Annotated in this window: 15 protein-coding genes and 1 pseudogene; 13 read left to right on the top strand and 3 right to left on the bottom strand. The window is 71.3% G+C overall.

From position 1 onward, the window contains the following. The 6 genes and pseudogenes from G3573_RS15530 to G3573_RS22575 form a co-directional block, all read left to right on the top strand. A pseudogene (locus G3573_RS15530) lies at positions 1-349 on the top strand (hypothetical protein); the annotation flags it as partial. Between the two features lie 14 nt (positions 350-363). Then, a complete protein-coding gene (locus tag G3573_RS15525; RefSeq protein WP_163262248.1) occupies positions 364-1053 on the top strand; it encodes a PspA/IM30 family protein in 690 nt (229 codons plus the stop codon). A 7-nt stretch (positions 1054-1060) separates the two neighbouring features. Next, entirely contained in the window at positions 1061-1678 is a 618-nt protein-coding gene (locus G3573_RS15520; protein WP_163262246.1) for an OB-fold-containig protein, read from the top strand. A gap of 53 nt (positions 1679-1731) precedes the next feature. Next, positions 1732-3513: a flotillin domain-containing protein gene (locus G3573_RS15515; protein ID WP_163262244.1), complete on the top strand. Its 1782-nt coding sequence runs from the start codon at positions 1732-1734 to the stop codon at positions 3511-3513. A 134-nt stretch (positions 3514-3647) separates the two neighbouring features. Then, positions 3648-5348, top strand: coding sequence for a molecular chaperone HscC (locus G3573_RS15510; protein ID WP_163262242.1), 1701 nt, complete (start codon positions 3648-3650; stop codon positions 5346-5348). Then, the gene (locus G3573_RS22575; RefSeq protein ID WP_163262240.1) at positions 5345-7069 is read left to right on the top strand and encodes a TonB family protein; all 1725 of its coding nucleotides are present in this window, start codon (positions 5345-5347) and stop codon (positions 7067-7069) included. The genes G3573_RS15510 and G3573_RS22575 overlap by 4 nt, the downstream gene beginning before the upstream one ends. Before the next feature lie 18 nt (positions 7070-7087). Here G3573_RS22575 and G3573_RS15500 read toward each other — a convergent pair whose 3' ends face one another. After that, positions 7088-7273, bottom strand: a complete 186-nt coding sequence (locus tag G3573_RS15500) for a hypothetical protein (RefSeq protein WP_163262238.1) — start codon at positions 7271-7273, stop codon at positions 7088-7090. Positions 7274-7527: 254 nt separating this feature from the next. On the opposite strand from G3573_RS15500, the gene G3573_RS15495 reads away from it, so the two are divergent. Further along, entirely contained in the window at positions 7528-7815 is a 288-nt protein-coding gene (locus G3573_RS15495) for a DUF6481 family protein (RefSeq protein WP_163262236.1), read from the top strand. 238 nt (positions 7816-8053) lie between these two features. Continuing rightward, a complete protein-coding gene (locus G3573_RS15490; RefSeq protein ID WP_163262233.1) occupies positions 8054-8572 on the top strand; it encodes a recombinase family protein in 519 nt (172 codons plus the stop codon). Between the two features lie 10 nt (positions 8573-8582). On the opposite strand, the gene G3573_RS15485 is transcribed toward G3573_RS15490, so the two are convergent. After that, on the bottom strand, positions 8583-9482 hold the full coding sequence (locus tag G3573_RS15485; protein ID WP_163262231.1) for a LysR family transcriptional regulator: 900 nt from the start codon (positions 9480-9482) through the stop codon (positions 8583-8585). Between the two features lie 119 nt (positions 9483-9601). Here G3573_RS15485 and G3573_RS15480 point away from each other — a divergent pair, with 119 nt between their 5' ends. From G3573_RS15480 to G3573_RS15465, 4 genes are all read left to right on the top strand, one after another. Beyond that, entirely contained in the window at positions 9602-10300 is a 699-nt protein-coding gene (locus G3573_RS15480; protein WP_163262229.1) for a pirin family protein, read from the top strand. Positions 10301-10418: 118 nt separating this feature from the next. Further along, on the top strand, positions 10419-10829 hold the full coding sequence (locus tag G3573_RS15475) for a DoxX family protein (RefSeq protein ID WP_163262227.1): 411 nt from the start codon (positions 10419-10421) through the stop codon (positions 10827-10829). Positions 10830-10901: 72 nt separating this feature from the next. Continuing rightward, complete coding sequence (locus G3573_RS15470) at positions 10902-11192, top strand: hypothetical protein (protein ID WP_163262225.1); 291 nt, start codon at positions 10902-10904, stop codon at positions 11190-11192. Between the two features lie 158 nt (positions 11193-11350). After that, entirely contained in the window at positions 11351-11728 is a 378-nt protein-coding gene (locus tag G3573_RS15465; RefSeq protein ID WP_163262223.1) for a hypothetical protein, read from the top strand. Between the two features lie 4 nt (positions 11729-11732). On the opposite strand, the gene G3573_RS15460 is transcribed toward G3573_RS15465, so the two are convergent. Further along, positions 11733-12191: an EF-hand domain-containing protein gene (locus G3573_RS15460; protein ID WP_163262221.1), complete on the bottom strand. Its 459-nt coding sequence runs from the start codon at positions 12189-12191 to the stop codon at positions 11733-11735. 109 nt (positions 12192-12300) lie between these two features. On the opposite strand from G3573_RS15460, the gene G3573_RS15455 reads away from it, so the two are divergent. After that, the coding region (locus G3573_RS15455; RefSeq protein WP_346427397.1) for a TSUP family transporter at positions 12301-12600 on the top strand (300 nt) is incomplete at its 3' end.

Genomic DNA, 12600 nt, shown 5'->3' with positions numbered 1-12600 from the left:
GCTGGGCGCCAGCCACGACCTGCTGGCCCCGGCCGCCCGCGCGGTCCGCACCGCCGAGGACCGCGTGGACGCCCACTCCGACGTCATGGTCGGCCTGCTGACCGCGGCCGAGGACCTGCTGGCTCAGGCGCTGGCGGTGCCGGGCGAGCTGCAGGAGCCCGACGCCGCGCGCCTGGCCAAGACCGAAGCCAAGCTGGTCGACCGCGCCGCGCGCCTGGCCGAACAGCTGATGCGCTGGGCCGTGACGCCCAGCGCGCCGGCCTACGATCCGACCGTGGTCGCCGACCGGGTCGCGTCCCTGCGCGACCTGATGCGACTGCTCACCGCGACGCCCGGCGTCGCCAAGTAGAGGGGATAGAAGTCATGGCGGAAACGCTCAGCACGCGTGTCGGCCGTATCGTCGCCGGCAGCGCCCACGCCCTGGTCGACGCGGTCGAAGGCGCCATGCCCGAGGCGGTGATGCAGCAGACCATGCGCGAGATCGACCAGGCGGTCGACGAGGTGCGCACCGAACTGGGCCGCACCATCGCCAGCCGCCACCTGGCCGGCAAGCGCCTGACCGAACAGTCCAGCCGTCACGAGGAGTTGGGCGAGCAGATCGAGCTGGCCCTGCGCCAGGGCCGCGAGGACCTGGCCAAGGCGGCGGTCGAGCACCAGCTGGACATCGAGGCGCAGATTCCGGTGCTGGAGGCCACCGTGGCCGAGACCAGCGCGCGCGAACGCGAGCTGGAAGGCTTCGCCGCCGCGCTGCAGGCAAAGCGCCGCGAGATGGAAGACGGCTTTCAGGCGCTGATCGCCGCCCGTGCGCACGGCGCGGCCAAGGCCGAGGGCGGCGCGGTCACCGGCGGCCGCGACGGGACCAGCGTCGCGCGCAAGGTCGAGAACGCCACCGGCGCCTTCAACCGGCTGATGGCCCGCGAAGGCGCGCCGGGCGTGGGCGGGGTCGATCGCGACCAGGGCGCGCGCCTGGCCGAACTGGATCGGCTGAGCCGCGAGAACCGCGTGGAAGAACGTCTGGCCGCCCTGCGCGCCCGGGTGAGCGAGCAGGACTGACGCGTCGATGTTTCATTTTCTGTTGGCCGGCGGGAACGTCCCGTTCCTCGCGGCCCTGGTGCTGATGCTGCTGATCGGGGCGGCCGAACTGGCCGGCCTCGGCGGCGGCCTGAGCGGCGACATCGACATGCACGCCGACGTCGGCGAGGCGTCGCTGCTGTCGTGGCTGAACGTCGGGCGCATGCCCTTCCTGATGCTGCTGGTGGTGTTCCTGCTCAGCTTCGGCCTGATCGGTCTGATCGGGCAGCGCGTGATCTACGCCATGACCGGCGCGACCGCGCCCGCCCTGCTGGCCGCGCCCGCCGCCTTCGCCGTCGCCCTGCCCTTCACCCGCCTGTTCGGCCGGGGCCTCGCCAAGGTCATGCCCAAGGACGAGACCAGCGCGGTCGACCGCGACAGCCTGGTCGGCCGCGTGGCGGTGATCGTCACCGGCGACGCCAAGCCGGGCTCCGCCGCCCAGGCCCGGGTGCGCGACGTCCACGGCCAGCCGCATTACGTCATGATCGAGCCCGACGTGGACGAGACCCTGGAACAGGGCGCCTCGGTGCTGATCGTGCGCCGGGCCGGCGCCAAGTTCTTCGCCATTCGCAATCTCAGCGCGTCGCTGCGCGACGCCGTCGTCTGAGCGCGCCGGGCGCGCGCCCGGTCCGCCGTTGTTTTGTCTAGGGGGAAATACCCATGGCCGGCATGGCCCTGATTGAAATCCTGATCATGGCGGGGGTCGGCCTCGCCGCCCTGCTGATCCTCGGTCTGATCTTCGCGCGCCTGTACCGGCGCGCCAGCAAGGAGGTCTCCTTCGTCCGCACCGGCTTCGGCGGCGAGAAGGTGGTGATGAACGGCGGCGCCCTGGTGCTGCCGGTCCTGCACGAGACCATCCCGGTCAATATGAACACCCTGCGCCTGGCCGTGGAGCGCAAGAGCGAACAGGCCCTGATCACCAAGGACCGCATGCGCGTCGACGTGCTGGCGGAGTTCTACGTGCGGGTCCAGCCCAGCGCCGACGCCATCTCCTCGGCCGCACAGACGCTGGGCCTGCGCACCATGCACCCGGAGCAGCTGAAGGACCTGGTCGAAGGCAAGTTCGTCGACGCCCTGCGTTCGGTGGCGGCCGAGCTGACCATGACCGAGCTGCACGAGCAGCGCACCCACTTCGTCCAGAAGGTGCAGCAGGTGTCGTCCGAGGACCTGCTGAAGAACGGCCTGGAGCTGGAGACCGTGTCGCTGACCGGCCTGGACCAGACCGCGATGGAATTCTTCAATCCGTCCAACGCCTTCGACGCCGAAGGTCTGACGCGACTGACGGAAGAGATCGAGCTGCGCAAGAAGCTGCGCAACGACATCGAGCAGGACACCCAGGTCCAGATCAAGACCAAGAACCTGGAGTCCCAGCGCCAGACCCTGACCATCTCGCGTGACGAGGAATACGCGAAGCTGGAACAGCAGCGCGAGATCGAGATCCGCCGCGCCGAGCAGTCGGCCGAGGTGGCCCGCCAGCAGGCCGAGAAGTCCCAGGCCGCCGAACAGGCCAAGATCGCCGCCCAGCAGCAGATCGAGCAGTCCAAGATCGAAGCCGACCGCGCCGTCGCCCAGGAGCGGATCGCCATGGAGCAGATGATCAAGGAGCGCGAGATCGCCAAGGAGCGCTCGGTCGAGACCCAGAACGTCGAGAAGGCCAAGGCCATCGAGCTGTCCGAACAGGACCGCGCCATCGCCATCGCCGAGAAGAGCCGCGCCCAGTCGGAAGCCCAGGCCGAGGCCGACAAGGCCCGCGCCCTGGCCGTGCAGGCCGAGGAACAGGTGGTCACCGTCCGCGAAAAGGAGGTCGCCGACCGTCAGAAGGCGATCGAGCTGATCGAGGCGGCCAAGGAAGCCGAGCGCGAGGCCATCGCCATCCGCGTGGCCGCCGAGGCCGAGAAGAACGCCGCCGTCGACCGGGCCGAGGCGCTGCGCGAGCAGGCCCGCGGCGCCGCCGACAAGACCAAGATCGAGGCGGAGGCCGCCGCCGAGGCGGTGAAGGCCGCGGCCGAGGCCGAGCGCGTGCGCTACGAGGTCGACGCCAAGGGTCAGAAGGCGATCAACGAAGCGGCCAACCTGCTGTCGGCCGACCAGGTCGCCATGCAGATCAAGCTGAAGCTGATCGAGAACCTGGACCGCATCATCGCCGAGTCGGTGAAGCCGCTGGAGGCGATCGACTCCATCCGCATCGTGCAGATGGAAGGCCTGAACGGCGCCGGCGCCGCCAACGACGGCGGCGTGTCCACCGCCGCGAACGGCGGCAACCTGGCCGACCAGGTGGTGTCCGGGGCCCTGCGCTACCGCGCCCAGGCGCCGCTGGTCGATCAGCTGCTGGCCGAGGTCGGCCTGAACGGCAAGGACGTCCACGGCCTGACCGCGGCGCTGCGCGAACCGACCGTTCCCACCGTCACGACCGTCCCGACGGTTCCCGACGCGGCCGAGTAAGCCGGACGCCGATACGGATCCTGCGACGCCCCCGGGGAGACCCGGGGGCGTTTCGCGTTGGCGCCCGACCGCAGCTTCCGCTGGCGCGCGACTGCGGCTAAAGCTCCACCGTAGCGTGAGCGTGGGGGCGTTCAGTGATCATCGGGATCGACCTGGGTACGACCAACTGTGCGGTCGGCGTGTGGCGCGACGGGCGCGCCGAACTCATTCCGAACAGCCTCGGCCACACGCTGACGCCCTCGGCGGTCAGCCTCGACGATACCGGCGCCGTCCTGGTCGGCCTGCCGGCGCGCGAACGGCAGTCCACCCATCCGGACCACACCGCCACCGCCTTCAAGCGCTACATGGGATCGCGCCGCGTGACCCGGCTGGGCAAGCGCGACTTCCTGCCCGAGGAACTGTCGGCCCTGGTGCTCGAACGGCTCAGGGCCGACGCCGAGGCCTACCTGGGCGAGCCGGTCACCGAGGCGGTGATCACGGTGCCGGCCTACTTCAACGACAAGCAGCGCAAGGCCACCCGCCGCGCCGGCCAGCTGGCCGGCCTGAAGGTCGAACGCCTGCTCAACGAGCCGACCGCCGCGGCCCTGGCCTACGGCATTCACGAGCTCGCCGACGAGAGCCGCTTCCTGGTCTTCGACCTCGGCGGCGGCACCTTCGACGTCTCCATCCTGGAGATCTTCGGCGGCGTGATCGAAGTCCGGGCCTCGACCGGCGACAACCGGCTGGGCGGCGAGGACTTCAACGACCTGCTCGTCGAGGCGGCCTTCGCCAAATTCGGCCAGGAATGGCGCAAGGACGGCCATGACGAAGGCCTGCGTCAGCGCGTGCGCGTGGCCGCCGAGAAGGCCCGGCGCCTCCTCTCCGAACAGGGCGAGGCGACGCTTTCGCTGGTGTGGAAGGACCGCGCCTACGAGTTGCCGGTCACCGCCGAAGATTTTGAACGCATGGCCGAGCCCCTGCTCGCCCGCCTGCGCGAACCGGTGCTGCGCTCGCTGCGCGACAGCGGGGCCCAGGCCGAGAGCCTGAAGGAGGTCGTGCTGGTCGGCGGGGCGACCCGCATGCCGGTCGTGCGCCGCGCCGTGACCCGGATGTTCGGCCGCTTTCCGGCCAACGCCGTTCACCCCGACGAGGCGGTGGCCCTGGGCGCGGCCGTGCAGGCCGGCCTGAAGGCGCGCGACCACGCCCTCAAGGAAGTCGTGCTCACCGACGTCTGCCCCTACACGCTCGGGGTCGAGACCTCCGAACACGGGGCGGCGGGGGCCATCCGCACCGGCGTGTTCTCGCCGATCATCGAGCGCAACACGGTGATCCCGGCCAGCCGGGTGCAAAGCTACTCCACCATGCAGGACGGCCAGCGAAAGGTCGTTGTCGGCGTCTACCAGGGCGAGTCCCGGCAGGTGAAGGACAACGTGAAGCTGGGCGAACTGGAGGTCCCGGTTCCCGCCGCCAAGGCCGGCGAGATTCAGGTCGACTGCCGCTTCACCTACGACATCAACGGCCTGCTCGAGGTCGAGGTGCACGTGCCGCGGACCGGTGAGCGCCGCGAACTGGTGGTGATCGAGGAGGACGAGGTCCGCCCCGAGGAGGTCGAGCGCCGCCGCGCCGCCCTCGCCGCGCTCAAGGTCCATCCGCGCGACACCGACGCCAACCGCGCCGCCCTGGCCCGCGCCAACCGCTGCTACGAAGACAACCTGGCCGAAACCCGCGACTACGTCGGCGCGCTGATCGCCCGCTTCGAAACCGTGCTCGACCGGCAGGATCCCCGGACCGTCGAGGCGGAACGCGAAGCCCTGCTCGGCGCGCTGGACGAACTCGAAGGGCGCACCTGGCTGTGAGCTCGATCTGGACGACGCTCGGGCTCGCGCCCGGGGCGGACCGGACCGCCATCCGGCGCGCCTACACCGAGCGGCTGAAGCAGACCAACCCGGAGGACGACGCGGCCGGGTTCCAGGCCCTGCGCGAGGCCTACGAACAGGCCCTGCGCCTGGCCGACTTCGCCCAGTACGACCAGGCGCGCGACGCCCACACGCCCTTCCAGGAAGCCGCCCTCGAGGACGCTTGGGTCGAGACGCGCGCGCCGCAACCGGTGTTTGAAGCGGCGACCTCGACGCCCGCGGCGCCTCAGGCCGACGAGCCCCCGCCGCCCGATCACCCCGCTCCGCCCCCGACCGCCGTGCCGGCGACGCACGAGCGCGACGACCTCGGCCGCGCGCGGCTGCGCCTTGAAGTCCTGCTGCACGCCGAAGCCCCGCTTCCCGCCGACCTGGAGGCGGCGCTCGACGCGCTGTTCGCGGCCGAGCGCCGGGGCCTGCTCAGCGCCAGCCACGAGACCGAGCACTGGCTGGCCGATCTGCTGGCCCGCACCCAGCCGAACTCCGATCCGCTGCTGCCGGCCGTCCTGGAGCACTACGGCTGGGAGCGGCCGGATCTGGGCGCGGACATCCCCTACGCCGCGCACTGGCTGGTCGAGCGCCGGGGGGCGACGCTGTGGCGGAGCTGGGTCGAGCGGACGTCAGACGATAGCCACAAGGCGTGGCGACTGCTCACCGGGCGCGCCAAGGACACGGCGCTCTGGCGCATTCTGCGCGGCCAGGATCAGGTCGACCGGGTGGCCCAGGTGCTGGGCCGGGTCCGCGACGACTATCCCTCGCTGGAGGACGACCTCGACCCCGACGTCGTGGACACGTGGGAGCGCCACATCGCCTGGCGCCGGACCGGCGTAGGAAAGCTGTCGCGCTTCGGCGTGCTGGTGGCGCGCTGGCTCGTGATCGTCGCCTGCATCTCGCTGCTGAAGTTCGGCGGCGGCGTCGCCTTCGGCGACAGCCCCGCCGACATGCGCCGACGCGCGACGCTGGAAGGCGCGAACAGCGCGACCTGGGCGGACCTTTGCCGGCGGGGCGCCCAGCGCTCGACGTCCGATCTGGAGCAGGCCGTCAGGGACTGCGACACCGCCCTTCGCAGCGATGCGGAAACGCTCGGGGTCAGCGAAAGCCGCGGGGTCGCCAACCTGCGGCTGGGCCGTCACGCCGAGGCGCGCGCCGACTTCGACCGCGCCCTGCAAGCCAACCGGGACAGCGTGCGCGCCCGCTACGGCCGCGGCCTGGCCATATGGCTTGGGGGCGATCCGTCCGGGGCGAAGGACATGGCGGCGGCCATGGCCGTTTCACCAGGCGCGGCCGACGAGTTCACCCGATACGGGCTTCGCCCGCCCGCCTCTGAGCGGCCGCGGAGCGACGCCACGCACGCGCCTCGCCAGGCGCCGCCGCCTGGCTATGCCGCGCCCCAATGGGTCGAGGGAGGCGACGCGATTTCCGACGCATTCCCGGAGACGGCGCTACGCGCCGAGGTGAGCGGAACCGTGCTGCTGAACTGCCGCGTCACCGTCGACGGCACGGCGACGAACTGTGCGGTGCTGGAGGAAACCCCGGCCGGCTTCGGCTTCGGCGAGGCGGCTCTGCAGGCCTCGTCCCGCTTCCGCTTCAAGCCGGCGACCTACCAGGGCCGGCCGATAGAGGTCGCCCAGTTGAAAATTCCGATCCGCTTCGAGGTGCGATAGCGGCGGTCCGGGAACGGCTCACGCCACCGCGGGCGTTTTCTCCTGCCAGGCGTCTTCCTTCTTCCACGTGTGCACCTCGCGGCACCGCGGACAGCGGAAGGCGCGCTCGCCGGTCAGGGCTTCGAACTCGGTCTCGCGCATCCGATGGACGGTGGAGACAGCTGCACCGGTTTCCGGGCAGCGGATCAGAACTGTCTGGATCATTGCAGAAAAACCCAGTTTCAGAGCGAAGGTTCCGCAGCGCGGCAAACCGCCGTGACGCGACGCCGCGGGACCCTGGGATCGCGTTGCTTCCAAACCCGTTCTGTGGCAAGAGCGCGCCGGTTCGCTGTCCGGTTCCCCGGGGGCGAAACCTCTTCCGACCTTTGCGGACTGACCGCCCGGTGCACGCGCCGCGCGACCGCGAGGACGGCGACTTATCCCGCGGCCGCCGGCCGCAACCAAGAGCAAGGACGACTATGGCGGGTTTCAAAGGTACGGGTTTCAACGATCGGCTCAGCTCCCAGGCCGCGGCCAAGAAGGCGATGCTGGAGAAGTTCAAGCCCAAGCCGACCGTGACCGCTGACGGCACCTACGAGGAGCGCAAGGCCGCCAAGGCCGCCGAACTCGAAGCCGCCCGCGAGGCCCGCAAGGCCGAACGCGAAGCCAAGGCCGCCGAAGCCGCCGCGCAGGCCCGCGCCGCGCGCGCCAGCTCGGCTGAGCTGCTGGCCCGCAACTTCGCCAGCATGCGCCAGCGCGCGCGCTGAGCCGGTCCCCCTCCGGGGGGACACCCCGCCCGCTTTCGCCCGGACCGCCGGGCGAAGGCGAGCGCGAACACCCTGACTGCTTCGCGATCCAGCGCTGGCGACTGACCGCCAGCGCTCCCTTTTCGCGCCTGCGCGCCTCACACCGACCTAAGCTGGGGATTGTCGCCCCGGCCGCCGCGACAGCCTCGCGGCGAGCCGTTAGGACAGGCGCTTCGATTTCCTCGCGTGGGTGAGAGGCATGGCGCGCATCATCGGCTACGACCGCGGCCTGACCGGCGGCGACGTCCCCGCCCTGACGGCGCTCGGCTGCGAAGAATCCTTCATCGACGCCCGCCCCGGGACCAGCGTGATGCTGCCCAGCCTGGAAGCGGCCGTGGAGCGGCTCAGCCCCGGCGACGTCCTGGCCGTGCTGCGGCTGGGCGCCATGGGCCACGACCTGCGCGACCTGGCCCCTCGCCTGCTGGCCCTGCACCGGCGCGGCCTGCATCTGGTCAGCCGTGACGACGGCGTCGACACCCGCGCCGACGGCGGCCGCTTCTTCGAATTCGTGCAGATGCTGGCCCGCCTGCAGGACGAGGCCGCCGCCGAACGGCGCAAGCGCGCCGAACCGGGCGCGACCACGCGCGCCGCCGACATCAGCGACGACGACTGGGACGAGATCGAGCCCCAGCTCGCGGCTGGCGAGATCAGCGTGGCCCAGGCCGCCGAGATCCTGGACGTCAGCCGCGCGGCGGTACTGCGGCGGATGAAGGCCTGAAGGGCCCGACCTACGCCGCGAACCGCTTCGCCAGAAAATCCACCAGCGCCGTCACCTTCGACGGGCGCGGCGTGCTGGGCGGGGTGACCAGGTGCAGCGCGATCGGCGGGGGCGACCAGTCGGTCATCACCGCCACCAGCCGCCCGTCGGCCAGTTCGTCGGCGACCAGGAATTCCGGCGCGATGGCCACGCCGAGGCCCGCCAGCAGGGTCGGGACCTGAACGTCGGTGTTGTTGGAGACCAGCGGCCCCGACACCTTCACCGTCTCCTCGCGGCCGTCGACGCGGTGGACGTAGCGCCACCCCGCCCCGCCCGGCATGTAGGCGTAGTCCAGGCAGGCGTGGCGCTTCAGGTCGCGCGGGTGCTCGGGCCGGCCGTGCTTCTCGAAATAGGCCGGCGCGCCGACGGTCAGGCGCGGGACGTCGGCCAGGCGCCGCGCGCGCAGGCTGGAATCGACCAGGGCCCCGATCCGCAGGGCCGCGTCGAAGCCGCCGGCGATCAGGTCCACGGTCTGGTCGCTGAGCTGCAGGTCGACCGAGATGTCCGGATAGCGCTGCAGGAACTCCGGCAGGGCCGGCCCCAGGTGGCGCAGGCCGAAGGACATGGGCGCGGCCAGCTTCACCCGTCCGCGCGGCGCGGCCGCCTCGGCCGCGGCCTCGGCTTCGGCGGCCTCGCCCTCGGCCAGGATGCGCGCGGCGCGGGCGGCCAGCACCACGCCGGTCTCGGTCAGCGACAGCCTGCGCGAAGTGCGGTGGAACAGGGCCGTCCCCAGCCGCGTCTCCAGCCGACCGACCGCCTTGGACACCGTGGCCTTGGACAGGCCGGCGTCCTCAGCGGCCGCGGAAAACGAGCCGGCCTCGGCCACCTTGGCGAACAGGGCCAGCGCCTCGACGTCGGGAAGCTTGCTCATGGAGACGCTCAGAAATGGAAACGATGAGTTTCGATCGTTTCTATTTTCGCCTGCGACACAAGCCCTATCTTCCTCAGCAAGCAAGCGCCGGGTTCGAGCCGGCGCAGGGAGAGATGAAAATGATTGAACGTCGTCCGTTCAATAACCTCGGTGGCGCCGACCACGGCTGGCTCAAGGCCAAGCACCACTTCTCGTTCGCCAGCTACTACGATCCGTCGAAGATGAGCTGGGGCTCGCTGCGGGTCTGGAACGACGACGAGATCGCCGCCAACACCGGCTTCCCGCCGCACCCGCACGCGGACATGGAGATCATCACCTACGTCCGCGACGGGGCCATCACCCACCAGGACAGCATGGGCAACAAGGGCCGCACCGAGGCCGGCGACGTCCAGGTGATGTCGGCCGGGTCGGGCGTGCGCCACTCCGAGTACAATCTCGAGAGCGAAACGACCCGGATCTTCCAGATCTGGATCGAGCCCAAGAGCCGTGGCGAAGCCCCCAGCTGGGGCGCCAAGCCCTTTCCCAAGGGCGAGCGCGCCGGGAAGTTCGTGGTCCTGGCCAGCGGCTTCAAGGACGACGCCGACGCCCTGCCGATCCGTACCGACGCGCGGGTCGTGGGCGCGACCCTGAAGGCCGGCGAGAGCGCCGAATACCCGCTGGGCGCCGACCGCCGAGGCTATCTGGTCCCGGCCAAGGGCTCGGTCGAGGTCAACGGCGTGCGCATCGACGCCCGCGACGGCGCGGCCGTCTCCGAGGAGGCGGTGCTGAAGGTCACCGCCCTCGAGGACGCCGAAGTCGTCCTGGTCGACGCCGCCTAAGTCCTCCTGCGGCCGGGGTTCGCCCCGGCCGCTCCCCTCTTTTCGCCAAGCCTACGCCCCGACGGTCGAGCGACCGGCGGCCGGCTTCCCTCATCCTTCTTCTGAAAGACCCTCTCCGATGACCAACCCGTTCAACACCGTCTGGTCCCCCCGCGTGCTGGCCGCCCTGCGCATCATCGCCGGCCTGCTGTTCCTCGCCCACGGCACGGTGAAGCTGTTCGGCTTCCCTGCCGGCGCCCAGCCGGGCCAGGTCGAACTGCTGACCCTGTTCGGCGTCGGCGCGATCCTGGAGCTGGTCGGCGGCGCGCTGCTGGCGCTGGGCCTGTTCACCCGGCCGGTGGCCTTCGTGCTCTCCGGCGAGATGGCGGTCGCCTACTTCATGTTCCACGCGCCGAGCAGCTTCTTCCCGGCGGTGAACGGCGGCGACGCGGCCATCCTGTTCTCCTTCATCTTCCTCTACCTGGCCGTGACCGGACCGGGCGCCTTCAGCCTCGACGGCCTGCGCGCCCGCAAGCTCGCCGCGGCCTGATCCTCCCGAGGCCCGGCGAACGCCCTCCCCCGCCTCGCGCGGGGGAGGGTTTCGCGTTTTCAGAGGATCCCGATGTCCGAAACCTACGCCCTGGCCGCCTGGCGCGTGATCGAGCACGCCTGGCGCACCGACGGGACGCTCGCGGCCCTGGCCGGCGGCTTCCGGCCGGACGGCTTCGACGAGGCGCCCCGCCTGAGCGTCAGCGACACCGGCCGGCTCGACCGGGTGGACCAGGTGAGCGCCGAACGGACCGGCGACCAGATTCGCCTGCGCCTGCCGCTCGCCGTCCTCGACGTCTGGATCGACATCGACGACCTGGCCGACGCCCTGATCGAGGCGATCGGCCGGGCATGGCCCGAATAACCCTGCGACGATTTGGGCTATTCGTAAGTACCGGAATCACTGGCTCACTCTCGGTCGGAGGGGGCCGACCAGACGAACGGGCCGCCGTCGGCCGCCTGGCCGTGGTAAGGTTTCGTTAAGATCCGGGTCGCAGCCTTCCCTTCGGGGAGGACGACAAAATGCTGAAGCTGCTGTTCGGATTCCGAGGCGAACTAGGCCGACGCGCCTTCTTCGCCGGCTGCGCCATCGTCGCCGCCGCGACCGCCGCCCTGGCCTCCGCCGCCCATCCGGGATCGCGCCTCTACGCCCTGGCGATCGCCGCCTGGCCGCTGGCCGCCCTGCTGGCTAAGCGGCTGCGCAGCCTCGGCATCGACCCGCTGCGCGGCGTCGGCGTGGTGATCGCGATGGAGCTCACGGGCCTGGCCGCGCACGTCGCCGCCTCGGGCGTCGGCGGCTCCATGGCCACCGAGCTGACCGTCGCCAACGCCGGCGTGTTCCTGTGCCTGTGCCTGTGGCCGTCGGAAACGACCGTGCCGGCCCGCGCGCCGGGCGCCTGAGCGCTCAGTCCCCCGCCTTGCCCGGCTTCGCCGGGCGGGCGGCCGCCTCGTCGATCGACGTCAGGTTCTTCCATTCGGCGCGGGTGAGATAGCCGTCGTGGTCCGCGTCGGCTTCGCGGAAACGCGTTTCCAGCCGCGCGTTGAATTCTTCCGCCGTGATCGCCGGATGCGGCTTCGGCGGTTCGCCCGGGCGGCGATAGCGCTCGTCGGGCTCCAGGATCATGTCGCCGTTGCGGTCGCGCCGCGCGAAGAACCGCATGGCCGTGGCCTTGAACTGGTCCAGCGAGATCTTCCCGCGCTGGTCCTCGTCGGCGTAGCTGAACGCCGTCTCGCTCCACGGGTCGAGCCCGCCCGCCTCCTGCTGCATCGCCAGCCGCTCGGCCGCCGTATAGTCGGGCTCCTTCTTCTTGCACGCGCCCACGGCGAGGCCGGTCAATAGGACGAGCGCGAGGCTTCGGAGCATGGCCGCTCCTCCCAGGAAATCCGGCCCACAACCGATGCGCCGCGCCCCGGGTTCGTACCGGGACGGACTCGCCCTATAGGCCGCGTCCTCGAGTTCAGGAGGCGTGCGCGTGGGCGGGGTCGAAATCGAAATGCTGGCGATGCTGTTCGCCGTCGCCCTCGCCGCCGGCTGCATCGACGCCATCGCCGGCGGCGGCGGCCTGCTGACCGTACCGGCCCTGCTGCTGGCCGGGTTCGATCCGGTCACGGCGCTGGCCACCAACAAGGTCCAGGGCGCGGCCGGGGCGCTGTCCTCCACCAGCGCCTTCGCGCGCCGCGGCCTGATCGACTGGCGGGCCGGCGCGCCGATGGCGCTGGCCGCCGCCGTCGCCGGCCTGGCCGGGGCGGCGTCGGTCAGCCACGTCCCGCGC

Origin of the sequence: Caulobacter sp. 17J65-9 (assembly GCF_010975005.1) — a bacterium.
In the GTDB taxonomy this organism is placed as follows: domain Bacteria; phylum Pseudomonadota; class Alphaproteobacteria; order Caulobacterales; family Caulobacteraceae; genus 17J80-11.
This window is presented reverse-complemented; position numbering and strand designations above follow the sequence as displayed.

Bases quoted from the DNA above. Each gene is read 5' to 3' on its own strand.
- G3573_RS15525 (WP_163262248.1), top strand. From the start codon at position 364: ATGGCGGAAACGCTCAGCACGCGTGTCGGCCGTATCGTCGCCGGCAGC.
- G3573_RS15520 (WP_163262246.1), top strand. From the start codon at position 1,061: ATGTTTCATTTTCTGTTGGCCGGCGGGAACGTCCCGTTCCTCGCGGCC.
- G3573_RS15515 (WP_163262244.1), top strand. From the start codon at position 1,732: ATGGCCGGCATGGCCCTGATTGAAATCCTGATCATGGCGGGGGTCGGC.
- G3573_RS15500 (WP_163262238.1), bottom strand. From the start codon at position 7,273: ATGATCCAGACAGTTCTGATCCGCTGCCCGGAAACCGGTGCAGCTGTC.
- G3573_RS15495 (WP_163262236.1), top strand. From the start codon at position 7,528: ATGGCGGGTTTCAAAGGTACGGGTTTCAACGATCGGCTCAGCTCCCAG.
- G3573_RS15490 (WP_163262233.1), top strand. From the start codon at position 8,054: ATGGCGCGCATCATCGGCTACGACCGCGGCCTGACCGGCGGCGACGTC.
- G3573_RS15485 (WP_163262231.1), bottom strand. From the start codon at position 9,482: ATGAGCAAGCTTCCCGACGTCGAGGCGCTGGCCCTGTTCGCCAAGGTG.
- G3573_RS15480 (WP_163262229.1), top strand. From the start codon at position 9,602: ATGATTGAACGTCGTCCGTTCAATAACCTCGGTGGCGCCGACCACGGC.
- G3573_RS15475 (WP_163262227.1), top strand. From the start codon at position 10,419: ATGACCAACCCGTTCAACACCGTCTGGTCCCCCCGCGTGCTGGCCGCC.
- G3573_RS15470 (WP_163262225.1), top strand. From the start codon at position 10,902: ATGTCCGAAACCTACGCCCTGGCCGCCTGGCGCGTGATCGAGCACGCC.
- G3573_RS15465 (WP_163262223.1), top strand. From the start codon at position 11,351: ATGCTGAAGCTGCTGTTCGGATTCCGAGGCGAACTAGGCCGACGCGCC.
- G3573_RS15460 (WP_163262221.1), bottom strand. From the start codon at position 12,191: ATGCTCCGAAGCCTCGCGCTCGTCCTATTGACCGGCCTCGCCGTGGGC.